Raw genomic sequence first — 24,052 nt, forward strand, 5'->3', positions numbered from 1 at the left:
AGAAGCGCAGCGCCATTATTGTTGTATAGGATAGGGTTACTTGCGAAAATGAGCTGTAAGCGCATATGTGTTCTTACAGCGGTAAAAGTGGCGTTTCTGAGTGCTTGTAAGCACATATAGGTGCTTATTGAGTAGCTTAACAGGCAGGTTACCTACGAAAGAATGCTGTTAGCGCATACTTGTTCTTACAGCGGTAAAAGTGGCGTTTCTGAGTGCTTGTAAGCACAAATAGGTGCTTATTGAGCAATTTAACTGGCAGGTTACCTATGAAAGAATGCTGTAAACGCATATGTGTTCTTACAGCGGGAAATGTGGCGTTTCAGAGTGCTTGTAAGCACATATAGGTGCTTATTGAGCGCTTTAACTGGCAGGTTACCTACGAAAGAATGCTGTAAGCGCATATGAGTTCTTACACATGTAAAAGTGGCGTTTCTGAGTGCTTGTAAGCACAAATAGGTGCTTATTGAGCAATTAAACTGGCAGGTTACCTACGAAAGAATGCTGTTAGCGCATATGAGTTCTTACAGCCGTAAAAGTTACATTCTTGAGAGTCTGTAATCACAAATAGGTGCTTATTGCGCAGCTTAACAGGCAGGTTACCTACGAAAGAATGCTGTAAGCGCATAAGTGTTCTTACATCTAAAACATTTTCACATAAAAAATTTTCACCAAACTTGTCTGACAACCTGATATTATAGAAGTATAAGTAACGGAAGGGGTGCGGGTATGAAGGTCTCATTATTTATTACTTGCTTAAGCGATGCGTTATATCCAAGGGTCGGCGAAGCGATGGTGCGCTTGCTGGCAAAGTACGGTGTTTCATTGGAGTTTCCGACGGTGCAAACCTGCTGTGGACAGCCGGCCTACAACAGCGGCTATTGGAAGGAAGCGAGGGAGTCTGCCAAAACGATATTGGATGCGTTTGAAGACAGCGACTTCGTTATTTCACCATCAGGCTCCTGCACGGGAATGATTCACCATTATCCGAAGCTGTTCGAGGATGATCCGGTCATGCTGAAACGAGCCAACAAGCTTCAGAGCAAATCTTATGAATTCACGCAGTTTCTGGTGCAGGTGCTTGGCGTTACCGATGTTGGCGCTGCATTTCCTCATAAAGTGACCTATCATCCTTCCTGCCACGGCAGTCGGATACTTGGCGTAAAGGATGAGCCGCTTGCGCTTATTCAGAATGTGAAGGGACTTGAGCTTGTACCGCTTCCATTTGCTGAGGATTGCTGCGGCTTTGGCGGAACATTCGCTGTTAAGATGGCTGATATTTCTGGAGCAATGGTGACGGAGAAGGTCGATCATGTGCTGGAGACGGAAGCGGAAGTGTTAGTCGGGCTAGATATGGCTTGTTTACTCAACATTGCTGGAAACCTGCGCTATCGCAACGAACCTGTCCGTGTTATGCATTTGGCTGAGCTGCTATATGAAGGGGTGAAATAAGATGGCTGTCGTGAAAAAGGAAGCTACAGTAAAAGCAAGAGCGGATCTTGCCCTCAACGACGAATTTCTGCGCAAAGCGGTGCGATTCACAACAGAACGGCTGCGCAATGGGAAGAAAAAAGCGACTGACGAGCACGGGAATTGGGAAGAATGGCGGGAGCGAGGCAGACAAATTCGTCTCCATACGATCGCACATTTGGATTATTATTTGAACTTGTTTGTGAACAATGCCCGCGCAAACGGCGTTCATATCCATTTTGCGAGTACGGCAGAGGAAGCGGTTAAGCTGACGCTAGACATTGCAGAGCATGCGAATGCGAAGTCGGTCGTCAAATCCAAGTCAATGGTTTCAGAGGAGCTGCATCTTAATCATGCGCTTGAATCCATTGGTGTTGAAGCGGTAGAAACCGACTTAGGCGAATATATTATTCAGCTTGCAGGTGAAATGCCATCCCATATCGTCATCCCAGCCATTCACAAAAACCGCTATCAAATCGCTGAATTGCTGTCCAAAGAGGCGGGCTACACGCTGCCGCCGGATACGACGGCGCTTGCAGGTTTCGTTCGCAAAAAGCTGCGCGAGAAGTTTTTGGAGGCTGAGATCGGCATGACCGGCTGCAACTTTGCGATTGCGGAGACGGGATCGATGGTGCTTTTTGAAAACGAAGGCAATGCTCGGATGGTGAGTACTGTCCCTAAAACGCAAATTGCGTTGATGGGTATGGAGCGAATTATTCCATCATGGTCTGATCTTGAAGTGATGGCTACATTGCTGCCGCGCTCGGCAACTGGACAAAAGCTGACGATGTATATGAATGGCATTACTGGCCCGCGCCGCTCCGAGGATGCAGACGGCCCGGATGAAATGCACATCATTATCATTGATAATGGCCGTTCTTTGCAGCTTGGCGATCCGGAATTCCAAGAGCTGCTCAATTGTATTCGCTGCGGTGCATGTCTGAATGCTTGTCCGGTTTATCGCCATATTGGCGGTCATGCTTATGGCAGCACGTATAGCGGTCCAATTGGAGCCGTGCTTACGCCGTCCTTGAACAAAAACATCGCCGAATGGGATGATGTCGCCAATGCTTCCAGCTTATGCGGCGCTTGCTATGAAGCTTGTCCGGTCAAAATCCCCCTTCATGATATGCTTGTTTATTTACGCAGACGCAAGGTGGAAAGTGGAAATGGCAGCAAGATGGAGTCCATCGGTATGCAAGGCTTCGCCACCGTCATGGGCAATTCCTCGCGGCTTGGCGGGGTACTGCGACTCGGTAAGCTCGGTCAGAAGCTCGTCGTACGAAGCGGTGTCATTAAGACGAAGCTTGGGCCGCTAAAGGGCTGGAACACCTATCGTGTAACACCTAGCCTGCCAAAGGAATCGTTCCGTGATCGCTGGGATACGCTTGATCAAGAGTTGAAGCAGGGCTTAAAACAGATGGAGCCGTCGATGCAAAATCGGATGGAGGAGCTTGTACGTACTCGTGAGCATGAGGAAAAGCAAGGTAAAGGAGGACATGATCATGGCTGAGACACATAAACAATGGCTGGAAAAGCTTGAAGCAGATTCAAGGGCGAAACAGGAGCTTTTTATGAATGATATTGCGGCTAAGCTGAGACATCCGCGAATGACACATAAGCCGCAGCATCCTTTTCGCGGAGCTCCCGATTTCTGGAACTCATTCGAATGGCCGGAAGAAGAGCGAATCAAACAGTTTACAGACAATTTTCTTTCAGTAGGCGGCCATGTAGCCCGTCTTCCATCGATGGATGATGTGAAATCCTTTATCGTTTCCAAAGCGGAGGAAATGAGTGCTAAATATATTATTTGTCAAAATCAGCCAGAGCTGGATGAGCTCAAGCTTGAAGGCGCTTTGAAGGATTCGCAGGTATCGGTGTGGAATACGGATGTTGAGCAGCATTGGCGCGCTCGTGCAGCTGAAGCGGATTTTGGCATCGTGATCGCGGATCATGCCGTTGCCTATACGGGTTCGGTTACTGTATTATCAGCTCCAAATAAAGGGCGGTCCGTCAGTTTGCTGCCAACCGTACTTATTATTATTATCCCGATCGAACGTTTAAAAACGAGACTTGGCGAAGTGCTCGTGACGTTTGATGAAGCGGGACGCGAGCAGCTGCCAGCAGGTATTCATTTTATTACCGGCCCAAGCCGCTCATCCGACATTGAGAATGATTTGACTATCGGCGTTCACGGACCAGGCATCGTGTATGCGCTGTTAGTCGGGTAGCTGTAAATTAAGGGTAGGAGAAGCGGCTTGGCGTTGTTAGAAGGCAGTGCATGCCGTTTAAGGTTGGAGGTGAGAGGTTATTTCGTCATTAGAAGTAGAGAAGCTGTCAAAACGCAATCATTACGAGGAAATTACCGAGCAAGTGAAGCGTCTTATTATAGATGGCAAATTAAAAGTGGGAGATAAGCTTCCCTCTACGAAACAAATGTCCGAGCAATTTGGGGTAGGGCGCTCGACTACCCGCGAAGCGCTGAGCGCACTTAAAGCGATGGGCTTGATTGAAATTCGGCAAGGTGGCGGCTGTCGCGTCATTCGCAGCGTACCGATTGATATGGAGCTGCCGGAGCTAGCGTCTCTTCGTATGAACCGTAAGACAGTGCTGGAATTACTGGAAGCTCGCGAATCGCTTGAGGTTTCCAATGCTGCAATCGCAGCTGTAAAGCATACGGATGAGGATCTTAAGCAGCTGAGCCAAATTATCGCTGAGATGGAGCGTGCCGCTGGTGATGAGTCCGAAGGTGAGAGACTGGATCTACGATTTCATCTCACGCTTGCCAATGCGACCCATAACACAATCATGGTACGTTTGTTCGAATCGATTATGAATCATATCGAAACAGCTATCCATGACATTAGGCGGGTGGAGCTTTATTCGAGTGCGGCGGTAGCGGAACGACTTTATAGGGAGCATTCTATGATAGTTGAAGCGATTGCGAAAAAGGACCCTGAGCTTGCAGCTGAGCGAATGAAGCAGCATTTGAAGCATGTTGAGAGCATCGTGCTGAAGCATTTGGGAGAGGGCTAGTTGAAGGAGAATCCTTGAATAGCATGCGATAAGATGTATTTCAATAGTACTGTCGACCAGCCAACACTTAAAAAGCCCGATTACCGAACAAACCATCATTATGGCTGTCGGAATCGGGCTTTTTTTGTTATTCTGCTATTTTATTGTAGCCAAGTATTTATTAATGAATGCTTTGGCTTTGTCTGGATTTTTGCTATCGACTCTGATGCCGATAATCATGTTTTCTTTATACAGCGGAAGCTGGTTGACCAGTGCACTCTTGCTGAGGTCAATTCCGTATACATGCTCTTGGGTATCCTCGTCGGTCTTAAGCTTCTTCGAAAGGCTGTCAGTCATGTGCGGCTTAAATACTCCGTTAACATCGTCGTCTAACTTCATTAGCATTCCCTGAACGCCGATCCAATCGAAAATGCTCTCATCCATAATATATACATCCGGATGCTCAGTAGCTAGTACGAGCACTGCTTTCTGCATATAGGCAAATTGTGATTGCTGGTCTTTAGGGACAAACGTAAGCGTAGAAACAAATCTTTTCCATTCGGGAAACGCTGTCAAAAGAGCGGTTTCAATCGGTTCTTTCTTAGGCGCATCATCCTTCAGCATGTAATTGCCCATAAATGAAACGTTCAAATCGACGGGCGGCAAATTAGCGAGCCGCTCTTGTTCTTCACGATAGTTCATGAAGCTGATTACACCATAAATAATAAGTGCTACCGCAGCGATGGCTCCGAGCGTGTGAAACTTGTAATAGCGCCAGAAATGATCCATTTTCTGAGCTTGTCCAGCCATCTTCTTGTATTTACCGTACTCTTGCTCGTTGAAGGCATCGGTTAGCTTGCGATCCTCGTACTCTAGAATCAGTCGATATGCTTTCGTAATCGTTGCAAAAGATTCATCCGCATCCCCCGCGTTATCCTTCTGCAGCTGTGCTCTGGAGCGTGATTGACGCATAAGTGTCGTATAACGCTTCTCCACTTCCTCTTTGGCCGCAAGTTCTGGCAGCCCCATCGTTTCATAGGCTTGTTTTAACTCGTCCACTTGTGTCACCTCAATTAGTAAATAGCTCCTATATGATTCCTATCTATTAGTATACGGAATTCCGCGGGTAACGCAAATTTTGACGAATTTATTCGTATGGAATTTTTCTCGCAAGCATAACTAGTAGAGAGCCTTTGAGTGAAAAAGATAAAGCACTGCGCTTCTTCATAAGGCAATCAAACGCAGGTGGACTGAATTTTGAACAAAAACCACTTCTAATTAACTTCCTATCTTGTCGTATTTTGATATTCTAGAATGACATAAATAAACCGTTAGGATGGTGTTTTCATGACTGTTTCGCTTAAGTTTGATTTTGGTATCGGCAGCGCTCCCGCTTCACCTTATATACAAGTACTGCCGAATACGATCTATAACAAAGACGCAGGCTACGGTTTTGAGTCAACCCTACGTATAAGCTCACGGAATAGAGAAGAGGCGGATCGTCTTCGCGGAGCTTTCTGTATTCCACTTGAAGCCGCGTTTATTGTTGATCTGCCAAATGGCTGCTACACGATAACAGCTACGATAGGCGATGCCATTGCTCCAACCTCTACTACGTTAAAATATGGCGTAGGGCGCATAGTGCTGCACAAGGCCGTTACATCAGCAGGACAATATGCCGTACACAGCTTCACCGTCAAAGTAACCGATGGAAGGCTGCGCCTTGCCTTCTCAGGAGTAGCGCCGCGAATTAATGCACTTCAGATCGACGAGGCGAAGCAAGCGACGACGATTTATTTGGCGGGAGACTCGACTGTAACCGATCAAGATACGTTCCCATATGCCGGATGGGGGCAGATGCTTCCGCTTTATTTTAAGACGGATGTAGCGATTGATAATCATGCCATGTCGGGAAGAAGCTCACGAAGCTTTATTAATGAAGGGCGATTGGCAGCTATCATGGAGCAAATAAAGCCGGGCGACTATTTATGGATTCAATTCGGACATAATGACGAGAAGCCGGATGAAGATCGGGCAACTGAACCGTTTGGCAGCTTTAAGGAAATGCTGGCCGTTTATGTAGAGGAATCAAGGGCACGCGGTGCAAAACCTGTATTAATTACACCGATGCATCGCCGCAAGTTCGACGAGCAAGGCAGGATTATCGATACTCATGGTGATTATTTGCTCGGAATGAAGCAGCTTGCGGCAGAGCTGGATGTTCCGCTGATCGATTTGGCTGCAAAGAGTAAGGATTTGTATGAGCGTTTGGGAGACGAGCCCTCTAAGGCGTTGTTCATGTGGGCTTATCCTGGGGAATTTATTCATTTTCCTGATGGCGCTCAGGACGACACACATTTTCAAGAGCTGGGCGGCATTCAAATTGCTGGATTAGTAGCAGAAGGCGTGCGTGAGCTCGCTTTATCGCCGCTGCTTTTATATTTAAAGGGGCTTTAGAAGCGACAGCGGTGGAGTAGTTAAATAGCTGAATTGACACAATAAGAGGCTGTTTCTTATGTAGATAAATCTACTTGAGGAGCAGCCTCTGTGACTTTTTTTATGCTGAAAAACGATGGATGATTGCTGGTATTTCTTGTAAATCATGACATATCGCATCTGGATATTTAATTGAGTGGTCATTGCTCTTCAGAATCGTTCGCATCCCTAATTCGTTCGCCGGAATAATGTCAGCCTTGAGATTATCGCCAACAAAAACGGACTGCGCAGACGAAGAGCTTAAATTAGAGAGGGACAATTGAAAAATAGCATGATCAGGCTTTCTCAAATTGACCGCACCTGAAATGACAATATCATCAAAGAGCTCCATAATACCGAGTGCAGTTACTTTATTCCTCTGATAAAATTCCCTGCCATTCGTAATCATGCCTAATTTATATCCACGCTGCTTTAAGGAGAGAAGCATTTCATTCATGCCGGGAAACCCGACGCTGTATTGATGAAAGTGATGGTTTAAATCATCGAGCAGCGGCGTAAATAGAGCATCTTCAATCTTGAAAAATCCGATTAACTCGTTATAAACATCTTCTTTGGGTATGAGCCTATTATTTAATTCAGTAAACTTCGCTATAAATTCATCTCTGTCTGCAATGAAGGCATGGAGTGCAAAACGTTCATACTGATACTTTGCAAAGTTGAGTAACGATTGGTTTTTATCAAGCAAGGTCTGGTCTAGGTCAAAGATAATCGTATCAATGGTGCTCAACGGTTCACCTCCGTCTGTTCTTGTGAAACTACACCGTATTTTTCTGGTAGAGAGGTTAATAGATCGCTATGCTTTCCATTTCATAAGGGTAATCCATTTGTTTTTTAATACTTTTCACCTCATGCTCTTCTAAGAAAAACCCGATGATGTAAAGACCCAAATCAATCGAGGTGGCGACTCCTCCGGCTGTAATGACATTGCCGTCTCGTACAATACGCGAGCGAATAACCTCTTTACAATAGGGCTCTAATAAATCATAGGCGTAAGGATGGGTAGTAGCGTTTTTATTGGTCAGATAACCAGCGGCTCCAAGCAGCAGCGAGCCTGTGCACACGGAGACGATATACGCTGCCTGCTGAGCCTCCTTTATCCAAGCGGTGAACGATTCATCAAACCTTAACGCTCTTGTTCCAAGCCCTCCGGGAATGAAAATGAGGCCATATTGCGTTAGATCGGGTTTGACTTGATTGACTTTAATCGTCATGCCAAGCTCATCCGTAACCTCTTCCTGCAGCGCACAGATATCCCAAGAGAACTCTTTTGTTGATTCGTAGTACTTCAAGCGAGTGATGACATCATAGAAGCCGACAAAATCCAAAAAAGTAACGCCATCAAATAAAATAAAAGCTATTTTCATCGATGCAGCACCTCTTTTCTTTATTGCAATAATATTACAAATATGGACTTCGGTATAGATTAAAGTGTCAAAAAAGCGAATCGAAAGCTCGATTCTGTTACTCTTATCGACTACAATAGCAAAGACGATATTGTAGTATAAGTGAGGGAAATCGATGTTTGATCCAACTGTTTATGAAAATTTGAAAGTAGTCTTTGAGAATCAGCTCTATGATTTGGATACGCTCGACCGGAAAATTGATATTATCAACCGGGTAGATCGTCTGGAGCTGGCGGTTATGTCGCGAGAATTTATGCTGGAGTTTAAGCTTGCTGAATATGCAGGGGTGTCTGCGGAAATTCAGCTGACTGCCTCGCTGAAGGATTTGGCGGCGGAAATATTGGAGCTGACAGGCGAGACCCCTGCATGCTCGCTTCGAATTCGTTTCTTCATGGAAGTGACGGATGTCACAACTCAGTGCAGCCAAATTAAGCAAATTATGAAGCGTATTTGGGAGCCGGATACAGAACCGACACAAACGATAAGCTACCTTTTTGGCACGGAGCCGCCTACCTATTCGAATGTGATCGAGCTTGGCTTTAGTCGCAAAATAGGCGAAGAGCAAATGGAGGATATTCCGGAGCTGATTGATCATGTCCTTAAGACATTGATGAAGCTGAAAGAGATTGCTGAATAAATGTTTTTTTTATATTCCAGTCCTCTAAGTTCCTAATATTTACAGTGAAATACTGTCTGTTTCTTTAAGCAAGAAGCTATGCTATAGTACTTGTGAATGAACAACTGAAGAAGAAACTCCGAAGCTGTTGTCTACGGACAATGATAGCTCTCGGGAGAGGTTCGCGAACTCCCTCTATAAAAAACTATGCGAAACGATTGTCCCATTAGGTGACATCGTCGTTTTCGCGTTCGGCGCGAAGCGGTTTTTTTAACGCTTCGCGCCGTTTCTTTGGTTTTTTATGTACATACGAAGGAATTCAAGCGATCTCAGTCTTCTCACATCAGAGAGGGAGATGCAGCATGAAATCAGAAAAAGCGATCGTTGTGTTTAGCGGCGGTCAGGACAGCACGACCTGTTTATTTTGGGCAAAGGAACGATTCGCGGAGGTAGAGGCCGTTACATTCAACTATGGACAGCGGCATAAGCTGGAGCTGGATTGCGCGGCGGCTATCGCCAAGGAACTTCAGATTAAGCATCATATTCTTGATATGTCCCTTCTTAATCAATTGGCACCCAATGCACTCACAAGAGACGATATCGCGATTGAGCAAAAAGAAGGAGAGCTGCCTACAACTTTTGTTGATGGCCGTAATCTGTTATTTCTTACGTTCGCAGCAGTGCTTGCAAAGCAGCTTGGTGCGAAACATATCGTAACAGGCGTATGCGAAACGGACTTTAGCGGATATCCGGATTGCCGAGATATATTCGTAAAATCGTTAAATGTGACGCTGAACTTATCGATGGACTATCCGTTTGTGATCGATACGCCGCTTATGTGGCTGAACAAAGCCGAGACATGGAAGCTTGCAGATGAGCTGGGCGCCTTTGATTTTGTCCGTGAACGCACATTGACCTGCTATAACGGAATTATTGCGGATGGCTGCGGAGATTGTCCCGCTTGTCAGCTTCGAAGGAATGGGTTGGACGAATATTTAGTCCAGCGCAATTAGGGTGAAGCGATGATGCAGCAGATTTATCCGGCCGCACAGCATAGCTATAGTTATGAGCTTAATAAGGATTTTCACTTTGCAGCAGCTCACTTCGTACCGAGTGAAGAGGCTGGAAAATGCCAGCAACTTCATGGCCATACGTATTATGCGAATGTAACAGTTGCAGGCGATGAGCTTGACGAGGCAGGTTTTCTTGTCAACTTCGCCATAATTAAAAGGTTGATTCATGATCGTTTTGACCATTCTTTGCTTAATGACGACAACGAACACTTTAGCAATGTGTTGCCCGATCGTTTTCCTACGACTGAAGTGGTAGCCCGAACGATTAGCGACATCGTTCAGCGCCATTTGGATGGTACTGTAAATCGTCCGCAATGCGTTCAGGTCTTTTTGCGTGAAACGCCGACGAGCTATTGTATTTATCGTCCGAAGCGGGAGGCGGTCTAATGATGCCATCCAATAAACGAATTCCTGTAATGGAAATATTCGGCCCTACGGTCCAAGGAGAAGGTATGGTTATTGGCCGGAAAACGATGTTTGTTCGTACTGCTGGCTGCGATTACAGCTGCTCTTGGTGCGATTCGGCATTTACTTGGGACGGCAGCGGCAAAGAAGATATTCGCATGCTGACAGCATTTGAAATAATAGAGCGATTAAAAGCAATAGGTGGAAATACGTTTGAGCATGTGACGATTTCAGGCGGCAATCCCGCACTGCTCCCGCAGCTGGGTGAATTTGTGGATGAGCTCCATAAACAAAACATCAGCGTTGCACTGGAGACACAAGGAAGTCGTTGGCAGGACTGGTTTTGGTCGATTGATGAGCTCACTTTGTCGCCTAAGCCGCCGAGCTCTGGCATGAAGACAGACTGGTCGAAGCTCGATGAAATCGTGTCCAACCTGAATCGGAAATCAACTAGCTTTTGCTTAAAAACAGTCGTTTTCGACGAGGATGATCTAGAGTACGCGACATACGTTCACCTCAGGTATCCAATGGTTCCATTTTATTTGCAGGCAGGCAATGGAAACTTGCAGGAAACGGAGCCGCAGCTCATGCTTCCTTATTTATTGGAGCGTTATGAATGGCTGATCGAGAAGGTTATGCCGAATCAGGATTTAAAGCGGGTGCACGTTCTGCCGCAGCTTCATACATGGGTATGGGGCAATAAGAAAGGCGTTTAAATCAAAACAGCTAAGAGAGGCGGAAACGAGCATGGAAGGAAGAAGCAAAGATGAGCTGAGCGGTGTGACGCTGCTAGGCAATCAAGGAACACAATATTTGTTTAACTATGCACCGGAAATTTTGGAGGCATTTGATAATAAGCATCCGAATCGCGATTATTTCGTGAAATTTAATTGTCCGGAATTTACGAGTCTTTGCCCAATGACGGGACAGCCGGATTTTGCAACCATTTATATATCATACATTCCGGGTGACAAAATGGTAGAGAGCAAGTCGCTTAAGCTGTATTTGTTCAGCTTCCGCAATCACGGTGATTTCCACGAGGATTGCATGAACATTATCATGAATGATCTAATTGCGCTGATGAGTCCAAGATATATAGAAGTATGGGGCAAATTCACACCGCGTGGCGGCATATCCATCGACCCGTATTGCAATTATGGCCAGCCTGGCACAAAATATGAGCAAATGGCCGAGCATCGCCTCATGAATCATGATTTGTACCCAGAGAAAGTGGATAATCGTTAATTTAGAATTGCAGCTCAAATTAGTAAAAGAGATACATTTATGATAGATTTTTCTGAATTGCCCGACTAAGGTCTAGGTGAATTTCATGCCTGAAGTCCATTTCAATTATTCTTTTAAAGTCTATACTTAGTTTAGAGTTACTAGGGCATGTCTGAGAACTCAGAGGACAGCAAATTTTGCCAAATTTTCGTTCCATGCAAGGCGCGTTTGTGAAGGCGTACCGGGGTACGTCAAGCAAACGGAACGAAGCAGGGGGTGAAAAGGCGGTGAAAGGTGCCACTGAACGGGTTTTCAGACACGTCCTGGAGAATAGGTGGACAAACGATGATTAAAAATGCGATATGTATGTCTGTACTGCTTTGCACCATAGCATCGGCGTTAACGAACTTTGGAGTATCTCCCGTTCGAGCGCTTGCAGCTCCAAGCGCGTCACAAGCTGAATATATTAGTATAGATAATATGATTGAGCCCTTCTTGTTGCAGCCGAAGCAGGATGAAAAGGCATGAAAGCATGACTAATTAGTAAACGCCGCGACCTATATGGAAGCGGCGTTTGCTATTTCTAATAAAATGCAATCAGCTCAAGCGCTGTCTGTCCCTATAAGCAAAATGATTGGTTGGGCCATGCCCGCCCCCAATTCCCAGCTTATCTTCAATAGCGGCTTGAATGAAGGCTTTGGCAGTTCTTATAGCTTCAAGTACAGGTTTGCCTTGAGCAATTTCTGCTGCAATCGCAGCGGAGAAAGTGCATCCTGTGCCGTGAGTATGCTTAGTGTCGATACGTTTGCTTTCCAAATATACAAATTGTTCTCCATCGTAGATGAGATCAACGAGCGGTTCGCTGCTTGAACCGTGGCCGCCCTTAATGACAACAAAGCGTGAGCCCATCTGATGCAATATTCGGGCCGCTTTCTCTCGATCGCTTAACGTACGGATCGGGATTTTTGCGATAAGTTCGGCTTCTGGAATGTTAGGAGTCGTTATAAGCGCGAGCGGCAGCAAATACGTAATCAGTGTCTGAATAGCTTCTTGCTGAAGCAGAGGAGAGCCGCCTTTCGCCACCATGACAGGATCAATGATGAGATTATGCCAGTTATATTGTTTTACTTTCATTGCGACGATCTTTATAATTTCTGCGCTGAACAGCATACCTGTCTTAACTGCGGATGGCTCCAGATCCTCGCCGATTGACTCGATCTGGCAGCTAATAGCCTCAGCATCCAGTGGGTAGATGCCCTGAACGCCAAGCGTATTCTGCGCAGTCACTGCGGTAATAACCGACATGCCATAGGTGCCGAGCTCTTGAAATGTTTTTAGATCAGCTTGAATACCTGCGCCGCCGCCGGAGTCCGAGCCTGCAATCGTAAGTGCTTGATATCTTCGCATCCGTGCATCTCCTTCGAAAGAGTAGAATTAATTTACAAATTTGAAAAAGCATCCTCAGCCTTTATTTTATCTGGCAGCAAGTCGTTATCGACGAGCCAATCCCTTACATTAGACCATGAAGTAGGCTCCTGATATCCAAATGATTGCTTCCCTGCATCCATGAGAGGCAGAAGAATGTCCAAGCTTTTTGTCTCGATTTCTTGATCGAGAGGGGAGGTCTGGTTCTCATGCTCAACTAAAATCGACAACGATTTTTGTTTATTTTCAGCTACAAATTGTTGACCCTCCGTAATGGCTGCGATGAAGCTTTTGAACAACGCCTGCTTCTCGGCCAGTCCTTGCTCACTTGCTACAAGTACGAGCTCGTAATAATCCGGCACGCCAAAATCAGTTGGGTTTATCGCCGTCATCGGATGCCCTTCCTTGGCAAGCAGCAATTGTTCATGATTAATAAATCCGCCGATGATCGCATCTACCTTGTTGGTTGCTATTGCTGGAATAAAGGAAAATCCAACGTCAATCATTTCGACATTTTGCGGGTCGCCGCCATCATGCTTAATCATGGTGCGCATCATTGCTTCATAGAGAGGGATGGAGGAGAAGCCGACCTTTTTACCAACAAGGTCCTTGGGTGATTTGGCGCTTCCGCCTGCTGGTACCATTAGATGATTAAGCGGATGCCTGACGATTGCAGCAATGGATTTAACAGGAATATCCTCGCCGCGAGCCATCAATACCTGTGGCTGGTAGCTGAGCGCCAAATCAACCTTGCCGGCAGCCACTAGCTTCAACGCGTCATTCGTATCTGCGGGCATCTGAATGTTAACCTCTAAACCATGCTTCGCAAAATAACCGTTTGTTTGAGCCGCATAGAGGAAGGAATGCACCGCATTTGGATACCAGTCGAGCATAATGCTAATAGTCTGAGGATTTTGTTTAGCCGAAGTGTCCTCGGGTTTGTTTTCAGTTGGGACAGCGTTGCTGCTGCACCCGTTAAGCACGAGCAGCAGAGAAGCAAGCATTGGCATTATCCATTTCATTTTTGCGTTGATGATCATGTATTGAACCTCTTTCTCTTTAGAATTGATTTCTCCAAAAGGACAATGGCAGCAAATAATAAGATGCCAATGAGGGATAGCAGGAAAACAGATGCAAACATGGAATCGGCGTTCAAATTGTTGGACATTCGGCGGCTATAGTAGCCTAGGCCTTCACTGCCTCCAAGCCATTCACCGATGGTGGCGCCGACAACGCAATAGACGACCGATAACTTAAGTCCTGAGAAGAAGGACGGTAGGGCGATGGGTACTTGTATTTTTCGGAAAATGCCCCAGCGCGTTGCTCCCATTGTGAGCAGTAGTTCTTCATATTCGCTACCGCTTTTCTTAAGTCCGTCATAGGTGCTCACAACGATAGGGAAAAAAGCAGTCAAAAAAACAACAGCGACCTTGCTCCAAATCGTATAGCCAAACCACATAATGAAAATTGGCGACAGAGCGATAAGCGGGATGGTCTGACTGATGACGACAAACGGGTACAGCGCCTTCTCCAGTATTCGGAAAGTGTGCATGCCTGCAGCGAGCGCAGTCCCAATAACAATCGACAATAGAAAACCGAGGGACACTTCTTTAAGCGTAGCCAGCAGATGTTTGCCAAGCAGCAGATGGCCGTCTTCGATTAATGCCTGAGCTATTGAGCTAGGTGACGGCAGTATGTAGGACGGAACCAGTCCGAGCTGTGCGACCCATTGCCAAATGAACAACAAGCTAACGAGCAGCAGTATGAAAAGACCGTAATGGCTCAGCCACTGGTTAATTAGAGGTTTGCGCATGCAGTCTTCGCTCCAAATCTTGCCGCAGCTTGATGAAGTCGGGTTCATAATTTTGCTCATAGTGTCTTGGTCTCGGCAAAGGAACAACTATTTCCTGCATCCCTTGCGCCTCGTTAGCTGCACTTGGCAATAAATAAATGCGATCGCTCAGCAATATCGCTTCCTCAAGATCATGTGTGATAAAGAGTACTGTTTTTCCAAGGTCGCTCCACAGCTCAAGCAGCCACTTATGCATGCCGCGTTTGGTCATGGCGTCAAGCGCGCCAAACGGTTCGTCCAGCAGCAGCAGCTCTTGTCCGGTTACTAGCGTGCGCAGAAAAGCTGCCCGCTGTCGCATGCCGCCTGACAACTCGTCAGGGTAAGCTTGTTCATAGCCTGCTAGTCCGAAGCGCTCTAGCAGCTCCATGATTTGGATCGTGGTATAATGGGGATTGCTGCATGTCAGCTCAAGTGGAAGCTGACAATTGCCGAGTATTGTTCTCCATGGCAGAAGAAGATCCTTTTGCGGCATATAAGCAATCTTGCCGAGACGATTGGGTGCAGGCTTGCCATGCAGCCTAATTTCGCCTAGGCTAGGCTGAAGCAATCCGGCCATGAGCTTAAAGAGAGTGCTTTTGCCTGAGCCGCTAGCACCGATGATAGAGGCAAACTCACCAGAATGGGCTTGAAGCGAAAGACTAGACAGTATAGATGTTTCAGCAAGCTTGTCGTAGGTGTAGCTTACTTGGTGAAGTGAGATTATGGCTGTAATACGCATCCCTCCGTAAACAAATAAAGACCCACCCATTTCCGAGGGGAAATGAGCGGGTCTAACGATCACACAAGGCTTGCGCGCATGAATGAATGCTTTGCTGCTCCACTTCCCTCCGCTGGAATGATCCAGATCAGGTTCCAAGGGTCCGGAGCAGTTGCTCCATCTCAGCCGTTAGGCTCCCCTAGTGAAATAAATAGGTTTATATGCAATTTGTATTTTTTCTACTATAGCATACACTGGATAGATGTAAACCATAATTATCCGAAAAGGCGTTGGACAAATGAAAAATTTACTCGTAACGGGCTACCGAGCGCATGAGCTTAATATTTTTAGCCAGAAGCATGAGGGCATTGTTTATATAAAAAAAGCGCTGACAGGCAAGCTGGTTCCGCTTATAGAAGATGGGCTTGAGTGGGTGATTACCCCGGGTCAATATGGCGTGGATTTGTGGGCGTGCGAGGTCGTTATTGCGCTGAAGGAAATTTATCCTCATTTGAGACTTTCAATTATTTCGGCATACAGCAATCCGGAAGAGAAATGGAAGGATGATAAAAAGGAGTTTTATCAGCAGGTTTTAAAAGGGGTCGATTATTACGCTTCGGTCAGCAACCAGCCCTATAATGGCATTTGGCAGTTTACGGCTAGGGACGAGCTGCTGTTTCGGAAAACGGACGGTATTCTGCTCGTTTATGATGAGGATGCAGGCGAGGGCAGCCCCAAGTTTTTTAAAGAAAAAGCGTTAAAGAAACAGCAGGCTGAGGGCTATGGCTATTTCAGCATAAGCTCGGAGGACATTCAGAGCATTGCGGATGATGACAATTTGTATTCGGAAAATTAACGATGCATCGTAGTTGAGTAAGAGGAGTTTATTTTATGCTGGCAGGCAGAGACCTGTCAGCTTTTTCTATGCGCCAAGCTGACTATTTGTATTTTCGAGATTGTTGTGTTTGACAAATAATAGGTGGCGTATTATTATCTGATTAGATAAATATCTAATTAGATATAAGTTAAATTTGTTTGATGGAGGAAGAGGTGGTGAACGGTGCAATTAGATAAGGTGGTAGCCTATCATAAGGCATTATCCGATCCGACGAGAATTAAATTGTTGATTATGCTGGCTGAAGGTGAGCTTAATGGACAGGTGCTCGCAGAGAAATTAGGCGTGACGCCTGCTACGATTACGCATCATGCAACCAAATTAAGAGAGGCCAGCTTAATTAATGAACGCAGAGAGAAAAATACGATTTATTTTTCGCTGAACCATTATTTTATTAAGAGTAACGCTAATGCGGCGGCGGAGCTCATTTACCGTAATGCAGGTACAGAGAAAGGAGTGGACAACATGGAGGATAGCAATAAGAAACTGAAGGATTCAGTCATCCGCAACTTTTTTACTGCTGAGGGTAAGCTTAAGCATATGCCGGCTCAGCATAAGAAAAAGTTGATCGTGCTTCAGCATATGGTTTCTCATTTGACGAGAGGGAAACAGTATACAGAGAAGGAAATTAATGCGTTTATCAAAGGTTATCATGACGACTTCGCGACCATTCGCAGAGAGTTCATTATGCATCAATTAATGTTTAGAGAAAATGATATTTACGAATTGAATCCGCAAGAAATTTGGGCGAAGTGGGAGATTCTTTCGTAAGCGGAAGTTGTTTTTGATAATAGCGGACATCAGATGCCTTATTTGCCTTATCTCCTTCTATTGGCCGTAGTTGCGGACATGAAGGCCGTTATTTGGCTATAATCGTTATAAATGACTGCGATTTCTGCTAAATAACGGACTCTATGTCCGTTAAAATCTAATTTGGCCTTTAAATTTGAAAATAAGGGCTTCTATGTCCGTTAGAAGTAAAACTGAACTCATCGAGCGGCTGCTGTGCTACTGCGTCATAAAGTAAAAGTAATTTTTTTATCGAATTTTTTTAATTATACGAAATGGAAATAAGCAGGACCTGGGGGCTTGGGAGATGGGGAAGGCTGATGGGATTTACAATCAATTGATAGCTGCAATTCAGAAATCAAAAGATATGATGATTTGACGATACATGATTTTGATTTGAAAAATAAAATATACCATCGATCTATTAAAATTGAGATTGTGATATGGAGAAGAACAATTGGGGGTTAAAGTGAAGAAGGTTACTTTGTTATTATTGCTTGCGGCAACAATAGGAATCGTTGTAATTTTTCAAATTCAAAAGCCTATCCTAAGCGAATACAATGCTATGATCAAAGCAAAAGAATATGTGGACATCGTAAATGAAAAATTGAATTCTAAATTTGACACTGAGATTAATGCAAAGTATGTTGTGCTAGAGAAGAATACGTTTTGGAACAAATTGTTGGGCAATCAACAATGGTCTTCTATGATTGATGGTGTCATTGTAAATATAGATGCTCATTCGGGGGAGTTTGTTCAAATGGTATTTCCTTTGGATGGCGTCATCTCCAAGCTTCCAGAGTAAACATTTAGTAATTTCTGAAGGATATCTGAAAGATAAAGTACATAATAAGAGTGGATTACAAAAGGAGCGAATACATATGACGTTGGCAGAAGGTACAAAAGAAAACCCATGGAAATTAAAAACACCCCCTCAGACATCTGAATATGAAATGTATAAGGATGAAAAGGACGGTAAACAAATTTTAGTATGCACAGTTGGGAAGACGGTCTTGCATTATGATTTCCGCTGCATCGAAGACTTAAGCGCGATGCTCAAACAACATGGTGACTGGATTGAGCTTGGCAGCGCCGATGAGCAGAAGCCTGCAAAAGAGGGTACCGTTGAAGCATGGGGACGCTCGTCTGAAAACCCGATTGGCGGCTGGTATGGATTGAAAAAAGGGCTGCGCGGCAGATTCGGAATGTATCTTCCACCATTAATGGAGAAGCTGGGACTTGCAGAATTAGAGCATAATCCAAGGAATAATCGGATGAAGTCCATTTAAGAGCAGTGGTGTGAAAACTTTAAATGGGACGAGAACCATTCAATCCTATTGTGAATGATTATTGAGTTTAAGTGAATGGCTGCCGCATTGGCAGCTTTTTTTTATTGTAAGAGTGATTGAGAACTTACAAATATTTGTATATATTTATTTTAAAAGAATGATAAGGAGGGTTATTCCTTGACATCCTCACAATTGAAACCCGATAAACTAAAACCCGGAGATACCATTGGAATTGTTTCACCATCCTCGCCGGTTGCATTTTATTGCCCAAACAGATTGAATCGTGGAATAGCTGCTTTAGAAAATATGGGATTTAAAGTAATTACAGGACAGCATAGCAGGAAGAGGACTGGTCACACGGCTGGCAGCCTAAATAATCGTTTGGATGATTTTCATCATATGATTCGTGACCCTGATGTAAAAGCAATTATCGCTACAATAGGCGGATACAATTCACATCAGCTGCTTGAAGAATTAGATTATTCGCTTATTAGCAGCCATCCGAAAATTATAATGGGGTATAGCGATATCACTGCACTTCTAGCAGGCATACATGCGAAAACAAATCTTATTACATTTATGGGACCCGCTATTATGCCGCAATTCGGAGAATTTGGCGGACTTATTGATTTTACATACCATTCCTTTGTGAGAACTTTAATGAAGGATACACCAATTGGAAAGATTGACTCCAGCGATCATTGGACAGAGGAACATTTAAGCTGGGACATTGACGATTCACGCCCAAGAGCGACCGTCCCTAATACAGGCATGAAGATTTTAAAGCCAGGGCATGCAAGAGGGCCTATACTAGCTGCGAATATGGGTACACTTCTCCTGCTGGCGGGTACACCCTATTTACCAAGCTTCGAGGGCAAAATTTTGTGTCTAGAAGACGACGAGAGTGAGCAGCCAAGTACAATTGATAGATATGTTACACAAATTCGCCAGATGGGTATCTTTGATCAAATTTCCGGTCTGATTATTGGAAGATTCCACTCGAATGTAGGATTTAATGAAGAAGATTCATTGCAAGAGCTGCTGCAGAATGCAACGAGAGGATACGATTTTCCGATCATATATGATGCGGATTTTGGCCACACGGACCCTATGATTGTACTTCCGAATGGTGTTGAGGCTAGTTTGCAAGCCACTGAGGAACGAGGGGTACTTTTTTCGATTGAAGAATCTGCCGTGCAATAATAAAATCTACTATATGTCATTTATTTAAGTACATGATATTGTGAATATTATTTTGGACAGAAATCAGCTGCTGTTTTAAACTAGAATAGAATTCAAACGATAATTTGGAGGGTAAAATATGAAATTAGAAAATGAAAAAGAGATCCTGACAATCGTTAATTCAGATGTTACAGCTTCCAGCTTCAAAAATGTTTGTGCGGAGCAGGTCACGTTTAACTGTTGTAATCTTAGTGGTATGAATATGAATGATGTGAATGTAACGGGATTACATATCTCCGATGCTAATTTGAGTGAGTTTGTTATTGACGGTGCACAGTGGGGCGGAGCCCATTTTCGCAACATTGGATTCGGCAATCCAAATCAGCCTGATGTTGAATTCAACAGAACACCTGTGCAATTAACCAATTGTAATCTACATCAAAGCGTGTTCACGGATTGTAATTTAAAGAACGCTAAGTTGGACAACTGCGATATTTCTGGTTTAACTATAAACGGAATTGATATCGAAGGTTTAATTAAACAGTTTAAAGCTATGGAGCAGAAATAAGAATAAATCAACTTTATCCAGCGAGGCACGATCACCTAAAGCCGTAAAAAGTTCGCCAACAAGGCAGCCTTTTGCGGTTTTTTTTAAATAAATGTGATGAGGACGCTATTTATGAGTTTAACGTACAATCCGCTTGCTAGCGGACATAGGATACGTTATGGATGTGAAATGAAGTAAAATTATGACTTTTGAAGCTGAATAAGGTCCTCTATGTCCGTTAGTTCGCAAAAAAGGGTGAAAATGTAGCAAATAGAGTACCTGATGTCCGTTAGCAAAGCAACATTGTTCTAAATTGTCACGTCTCTATGATATCTGATTGAAAATAGGAGGAGAGCAGCTATTCGAAACCATATTTTAACTGCTTTGCCGATTCATTTGTTGGCATGGGCTATGATTCTTGCGGCAATGTTATTTGATCCATTTCGATGGTTTTTAAACCCGATCGTTAATAATACTCCAGCTTTTTTAACCGTTTCAAGATGGTTGGCTCAATCATTATTCATAACGGGACTAATTGGCTTTTCCATATATAAGTTAAGAACGAGTCCCCAGCTGACAAGAAAAGATTTGAATGTAGTTTCTGTACATGTTTTATTTTCTATTGTTCATATTACAGTCGTTAGTGCGGGTATTTTTATAACGGTCGGCTTTGAAGATTTATAGTAAATCATCATCATACATAAGCAAATGGATGCTGCGAATTAATTGTATTTCTATATGAAGGCTGCCGAGGGGCAGTCTTTTTTGTATTGTTAGGTCCGCCATGCTTGAACTGAAAATAAAAACTAAATAAATCCGTTATTGCGAGTACTACGTAAATGTAGAGCTACACGAATCCATAAATCTCTTATAAAGTGGAGTATTCGAAGGTAAGTTAATGATGGAAGGAGAGACAACGTTGAGTATAATGTCAAATAAAAATGGTTTTGAGCTATTGGCATGCTTACCTATGAAAGAGGATGACCTCAGCGAGGATGTACTTTTGGCGGGTTCATACGCGGTAATCAATTGTGACGAGCGATTTCTTATTTGTTTTAACAAGTGGAGACAACAATGGGAAGTACCCGCAGGGGGAAGAGAGGAAGGGGAAACACCGAGGGAATGTGCAAGCAGGGAGTTATTCGAAGAAACATCACAAATCGTTAATGACTTCGAGTTCATCGGGTTGATAAAAGTGAAGAAGCCTAATGGAGATATCAAATATAATCCCATTTTTTATGCTAATGTAGATAAGCTCGTCCCATTCCAAGCAAATGAAGAAACTGAGCAGATCGTACTTTGGGATTTAATTGCAGAAATTGGTACTATGGATGAAGTCGACAAAGCGGTTCTTGAGTGGTGCAAGGTTATCTCTGCTAAAGGTAAAAACGAATGAAATAGTGTATGACAAAATAACGATGATATCCGGGAAAAGAAAAACTTAATAAATAAAATATATTTATTGACACTTTCATTTTTTAGCTGGTATACTATGGAACATTACTCATACCCGATTAAAAACATCGGAATTAGAAACATGGAGGCAATGTTTATGAAAAACACAAAAGCATCATACACAAAACTGCTAGTAGCACTCCTCTTATCTTTCTCTGTTATCTTTACACAATCAGCAGCCTTTGCGGCTCCGTCTGAAGCAGCGGCACTAAAGGAAGATGGCGCAGCGCAGTATAAGCAGTTTTTGAAAGAAAAATTTAATGTCAGCCTCTCCAGCAAAGTGACGAAGGGTGAATTTATTGAAGCAGTAGCTGATATTCTTGGTTACGAGCCATCAGGCAAAGAGGTCACTTTCTCCGATGTAAAGTCAGATAATAAGATTTATCCAGCAGCGGCGGCTTTGTATGAGAAAGGCATTTTGTCTGGCCCAGCCATTCAAGGCGATCAAGTACTTACAAGCGCTGTAGCGATTTCCATTGCAGTAAGAGCAGCGGATTTGAAGGAGCTTGCTTATACATACCCGGCTGTTAAAGTAAACAAAGTACTAACGAAGCTGAACGTTAAAAGCAGCGCGCTTGGCACAAAAGGTGCGCAAGAAGTTGCAGCAGCAGTAGATACAGGCTTGCTGCCAGCTGAATTTTACACAGGCTTCAAACCAAAAAATGCAGCAAGCGATCAATTGATCCACACATTGCTTGGTAAAGTGCTTATTACAAAAGGTCTTTACAAAAAGTATATCGGTTATGTTAACGACAACGATATTTTCCAAAAGCTAAGCAGCGCTTACGAAACTTCTGATATTATCGATGCGCCTAAGCTGCAAAAGCTGGTAAATACTGCTTTGGAGCAAAGCTTGATCACAGGCTACAACATCAAGGACTCCCGTTTCAATGCTAACTTCATCGATTCTTTGTCTCTGATTTACGGTCATTCCGATTTTAATCACGCGATTCAGCTTATTGGTTTGCTTCGCAGTGAAGGCCTAAATGCGAAAGTGCAATTCGAGCCAAAAACATCCGCATTTATTTTTCTAGCGGAATGGGGCAATCCTGGTCCAAACGTAGTTAAAATTGCAAATGGCAATTATATTTCGTATTCCAAAGAGTATGACCTTGAATTTGAATTTGCAACTGCGGCAGATAAAGCAGCTTTCCAAGACGTTGTTCTAGCTTATGCGAAGAAAGATGAAGAGGATCAAGCAGGACTTATCGTTGCATCATGGTGGCAGCCGCTCTACTACTCACAAACTGCACTGAAGGATTATGAAATTATTACGAACAACTTTATTACAGATCCAGACAGCCCTTATACAGTTAACCCGTTCTCGCTTAATGAGGATTCTGCGAAGGTCGTTGCAGGATTTAAAGCCATTGATCCTAATGTCAACATTACGCCTACTCAATTTTGGGTAGATAAGCCATTCTTTAGATATTTGCATAACGAAGCGGCTTAATAAGATTATTTGGCAAAATAGTTACTATGAAGCAGCCCTGACCATCGTTGATGGTCAGGGCTGCTTTGTGTTATCGTTCAAGAAAAGGAGCTGGTATTTGATGACTGCAATTGCGCATGCTTTGGAAGCTTTGTTCAGGGAGCACGCCAATCCGGAGACGGCTCAGCCTATGGAGGCTTACATGCGCGGCCAATTTATATTTCTTGGCCTAAAGACTCCGGAGCGAACGCAGCTGCTGCGCGAGTTTTGGAAGCAAAATGAAAAGCCGAAGGGCGAGGCGCTGCTGCAAACAGCAGAGCAGCTATGGCAGCTGAACGAGCGAGAGTTCCATTATGTAGCGATGGGTTTGATGGAAAGATACAGCAAAGAGGCTGAGCCTTCACATATCGACAGGCTGGAGCGGTGGGTAACGACCCATTCTTGGTGGGATACCGTTGATTTTCTGGCAGCGCATTTAGTCGGCAGTCAGCTCTCGAAATATCCGGAATTAACAGCGGAGTATACGGAGCGCTGGATCGATTCTGATCAGATGTGGCTCCGCAGAACTGCTTTGTTGTTTCAGCTTAAGTACAAGCATGATACGGATACAGATCGATTATTTGACTATATACGCCGCACGAAGGACGAAAGCGAGTTTTTCATTCGCAAAGCTATCGGCTGGGCGCTTAGAGAATATGCAAAAACCGATGCAGCCTGTGTGCATCGGTTTGTAGAAGAAACGCCGCTCTCGCCGCTTAGCAAGAAAGAGGCGTTAAAGCATATCGTTTAG

The 24,052-nt window shown here is 44.2% G+C and carries 27 protein-coding genes and 2 riboswitches; of the genes, 20 read left to right on the forward strand and 7 right to left on the reverse strand.

Going from position 1 to position 24,052, the window contains the following annotated elements:
• The first annotated feature begins 726 nt into the window (after positions 1-726).
• The 4 genes from BK120_RS06855 to BK120_RS06870 all read left to right on the forward strand — a co-directional run bounded on the left by BK120_RS06855 (position 727) and on the right by BK120_RS06870 (position 4,503).
• Positions 727-1,449 (forward strand): (Fe-S)-binding protein, encoded by a 723-nt coding sequence (locus BK120_RS06855; protein ID WP_076266754.1) that lies wholly within the window; start codon positions 727-729, stop codon positions 1,447-1,449.
• A gap of 1 nt (position 1,450) precedes the next feature.
• Positions 1,451-2,980 carry a LutB/LldF family L-lactate oxidation iron-sulfur protein gene (locus BK120_RS06860; RefSeq protein WP_076266755.1) on the forward strand — a complete coding sequence of 510 codons (1,530 nt, stop codon included), beginning with the start codon at positions 1,451-1,453 and terminating at the stop codon, positions 2,978-2,980.
• Complete coding sequence (locus tag BK120_RS06865; RefSeq protein WP_076266756.1) at positions 2,973-3,698, forward strand: LutC/YkgG family protein; 726 nt, start codon at positions 2,973-2,975, stop codon at positions 3,696-3,698. The genes BK120_RS06860 and BK120_RS06865 overlap by 8 nt, the downstream gene beginning before the upstream one ends.
• 130 nt (positions 3,699-3,828) lie before the next feature.
• Positions 3,829-4,503 carry a FadR/GntR family transcriptional regulator gene (locus BK120_RS06870; RefSeq protein ID WP_305953878.1) on the forward strand — a complete coding sequence of 225 codons (675 nt, stop codon included), beginning with the start codon at positions 3,829-3,831 and terminating at the stop codon, positions 4,501-4,503.
• 135 nt (positions 4,504-4,638) lie between these two features.
• On the opposite strand, the gene BK120_RS06875 is transcribed toward BK120_RS06870, so the two are convergent.
• Positions 4,639-5,541: a hypothetical protein gene (locus BK120_RS06875; protein WP_076266758.1), complete on the reverse strand. Its 903-nt coding sequence runs from the start codon at positions 5,539-5,541 to the stop codon at positions 4,639-4,641.
• Positions 5,542-5,829: 288 nt separating this feature from the next.
• On the opposite strand from BK120_RS06875, the gene BK120_RS06880 reads away from it, so the two are divergent.
• Positions 5,830-6,939, forward strand: coding sequence for a rhamnogalacturonan acetylesterase (locus tag BK120_RS06880; protein WP_076266759.1), 1,110 nt, complete (start codon positions 5,830-5,832; stop codon positions 6,937-6,939).
• A gap of 100 nt (positions 6,940-7,039) precedes the next feature.
• Here BK120_RS06880 and BK120_RS06885 read toward each other — a convergent pair whose 3' ends face one another.
• Both BK120_RS06885 and BK120_RS06890 read right to left on the reverse strand, forming a co-directional pair.
• Positions 7,040-7,705, reverse strand: coding sequence for an HAD family hydrolase (locus tag BK120_RS06885; protein ID WP_076266760.1), 666 nt, complete (start codon positions 7,703-7,705; stop codon positions 7,040-7,042).
• 55 nt (positions 7,706-7,760) lie between these two features.
• A complete protein-coding gene (locus BK120_RS06890; protein ID WP_076266761.1) occupies positions 7,761-8,342 on the reverse strand; it encodes a DJ-1/PfpI family protein in 582 nt (193 codons plus the stop codon).
• Between the two features lie 154 nt (positions 8,343-8,496).
• On the opposite strand from BK120_RS06890, the gene BK120_RS06895 reads away from it, so the two are divergent.
• From BK120_RS06895 to BK120_RS06920, 6 genes are all read left to right on the forward strand, one after another.
• On the forward strand, positions 8,497-9,018 hold the full coding sequence (locus BK120_RS06895) for a hypothetical protein (RefSeq protein ID WP_076266762.1): 522 nt from the start codon (positions 8,497-8,499) through the stop codon (positions 9,016-9,018).
• A 150-nt stretch (positions 9,019-9,168) separates the two neighbouring features.
• Positions 9,169-9,212: riboswitch (PreQ1 riboswitch) on the forward strand.
• Between the two features lie 147 nt (positions 9,213-9,359).
• Positions 9,360-10,010: a 7-cyano-7-deazaguanine synthase QueC gene (gene queC / locus BK120_RS06900; RefSeq protein ID WP_076266763.1), complete on the forward strand. Its 651-nt coding sequence runs from the start codon at positions 9,360-9,362 to the stop codon at positions 10,008-10,010.
• A gap of 9 nt (positions 10,011-10,019) precedes the next feature.
• Positions 10,020-10,457 carry a 6-carboxytetrahydropterin synthase QueD gene (gene queD / locus BK120_RS06905; protein WP_076266764.1) on the forward strand — a complete coding sequence of 146 codons (438 nt, stop codon included), beginning with the start codon at positions 10,020-10,022 and terminating at the stop codon, positions 10,455-10,457.
• Positions 10,457-11,191: a 7-carboxy-7-deazaguanine synthase QueE gene (gene queE, locus BK120_RS06910; RefSeq protein WP_256710818.1), complete on the forward strand. Its 735-nt coding sequence runs from the start codon at positions 10,457-10,459 to the stop codon at positions 11,189-11,191. Before queD ends, queE begins: the two co-directional genes overlap by 1 nt.
• 31 nt (positions 11,192-11,222) lie before the next feature.
• The gene (gene queF, locus BK120_RS06915) at positions 11,223-11,720 is read left to right on the forward strand and encodes a preQ(1) synthase (RefSeq protein WP_076266765.1); all 498 of its coding nucleotides are present in this window, start codon (positions 11,223-11,225) and stop codon (positions 11,718-11,720) included.
• Positions 11,721-12,044: 324 nt separating this feature from the next.
• Positions 12,045-12,227, forward strand: coding sequence for a hypothetical protein (locus BK120_RS06920; protein WP_076266766.1), 183 nt, complete (start codon positions 12,045-12,047; stop codon positions 12,225-12,227).
• A gap of 69 nt (positions 12,228-12,296) precedes the next feature.
• Here the strand turns inward: BK120_RS06920 and thiD are convergent, their stop codons facing one another.
• The 4 genes from thiD to BK120_RS06940 are packed head-to-tail and all read right to left on the reverse strand — an operon-like array spanning position 12,297 to position 15,694.
• Positions 12,297-13,106, reverse strand: a complete 810-nt coding sequence (gene thiD / locus BK120_RS06925) for a bifunctional hydroxymethylpyrimidine kinase/phosphomethylpyrimidine kinase (protein ID WP_076266767.1) — start codon at positions 13,104-13,106, stop codon at positions 12,297-12,299.
• 32 nt (positions 13,107-13,138) lie between these two features.
• On the reverse strand, positions 13,139-14,164 hold the full coding sequence (locus BK120_RS06930; RefSeq protein WP_256710819.1) for an ABC transporter substrate-binding protein: 1,026 nt from the start codon (positions 14,162-14,164) through the stop codon (positions 13,139-13,141).
• Entirely contained in the window at positions 14,161-14,937 is a 777-nt protein-coding gene (locus BK120_RS06935) for an ABC transporter permease (protein WP_076266768.1), read from the reverse strand. The genes BK120_RS06930 and BK120_RS06935 overlap by 4 nt, the downstream gene beginning before the upstream one ends.
• Positions 14,918-15,694 (reverse strand): ABC transporter ATP-binding protein, encoded by a 777-nt coding sequence (locus BK120_RS06940; RefSeq protein WP_076267048.1) that lies wholly within the window; start codon positions 15,692-15,694, stop codon positions 14,918-14,920. Before BK120_RS06940 ends, BK120_RS06935 begins: the two co-directional genes overlap by 20 nt.
• An 87-nt stretch (positions 15,695-15,781) precedes the next feature.
• Positions 15,782-15,884: riboswitch (TPP riboswitch) on the reverse strand.
• 87 nt (positions 15,885-15,971) lie between these two features.
• On the opposite strand from BK120_RS06940, the gene BK120_RS06945 reads away from it, so the two are divergent.
• The 9 genes from BK120_RS06945 (at position 15,972) to BK120_RS06990 (ending at position 24,052) form a co-directional block, all read left to right on the forward strand.
• Entirely contained in the window at positions 15,972-16,529 is a 558-nt protein-coding gene (locus BK120_RS06945) for an SLOG family protein (protein ID WP_076266769.1), read from the forward strand.
• A gap of 204 nt (positions 16,530-16,733) precedes the next feature.
• The gene (locus tag BK120_RS06950) at positions 16,734-17,339 is read left to right on the forward strand and encodes a DUF2087 domain-containing protein (protein WP_076266770.1); all 606 of its coding nucleotides are present in this window, start codon (positions 16,734-16,736) and stop codon (positions 17,337-17,339) included.
• A 475-nt stretch (positions 17,340-17,814) separates the two neighbouring features.
• The gene (locus tag BK120_RS06955; protein ID WP_076266771.1) at positions 17,815-18,162 is read left to right on the forward strand and encodes a hypothetical protein; all 348 of its coding nucleotides are present in this window, start codon (positions 17,815-17,817) and stop codon (positions 18,160-18,162) included.
• A gap of 76 nt (positions 18,163-18,238) precedes the next feature.
• Positions 18,239-18,646, forward strand: coding sequence for a DUF6855 family protein (locus BK120_RS06960; protein WP_076266772.1), 408 nt, complete (start codon positions 18,239-18,241; stop codon positions 18,644-18,646).
• A 177-nt stretch (positions 18,647-18,823) separates the two neighbouring features.
• A complete protein-coding gene (locus BK120_RS06965) occupies positions 18,824-19,849 on the forward strand; it encodes a S66 family peptidase (protein ID WP_256710820.1) in 1,026 nt (341 codons plus the stop codon).
• Positions 19,850-19,967: 118 nt separating this feature from the next.
• Positions 19,968-20,396: a pentapeptide repeat-containing protein gene (locus tag BK120_RS06970; protein WP_076266773.1), complete on the forward strand. Its 429-nt coding sequence runs from the start codon at positions 19,968-19,970 to the stop codon at positions 20,394-20,396.
• 907 nt (positions 20,397-21,303) lie between these two features.
• Positions 21,304-21,771: an NUDIX domain-containing protein gene (locus BK120_RS06980; protein ID WP_083681736.1), complete on the forward strand. Its 468-nt coding sequence runs from the start codon at positions 21,304-21,306 to the stop codon at positions 21,769-21,771.
• 156 nt (positions 21,772-21,927) lie between these two features.
• Entirely contained in the window at positions 21,928-23,283 is a 1,356-nt protein-coding gene (locus BK120_RS06985) for an S-layer homology domain-containing protein (RefSeq protein ID WP_076266775.1), read from the forward strand.
• A gap of 100 nt (positions 23,284-23,383) precedes the next feature.
• Positions 23,384-24,052, forward strand: coding sequence for a DNA alkylation repair protein (locus BK120_RS06990; protein ID WP_076266776.1), 669 nt, complete (start codon positions 23,384-23,386; stop codon positions 24,050-24,052).

Origin of the sequence: Paenibacillus sp. FSL A5-0031 (assembly GCF_001956295.1) — a bacterium.
Lineage (GTDB): Bacteria > Bacillota > Bacilli > Paenibacillales > Paenibacillaceae > Pristimantibacillus.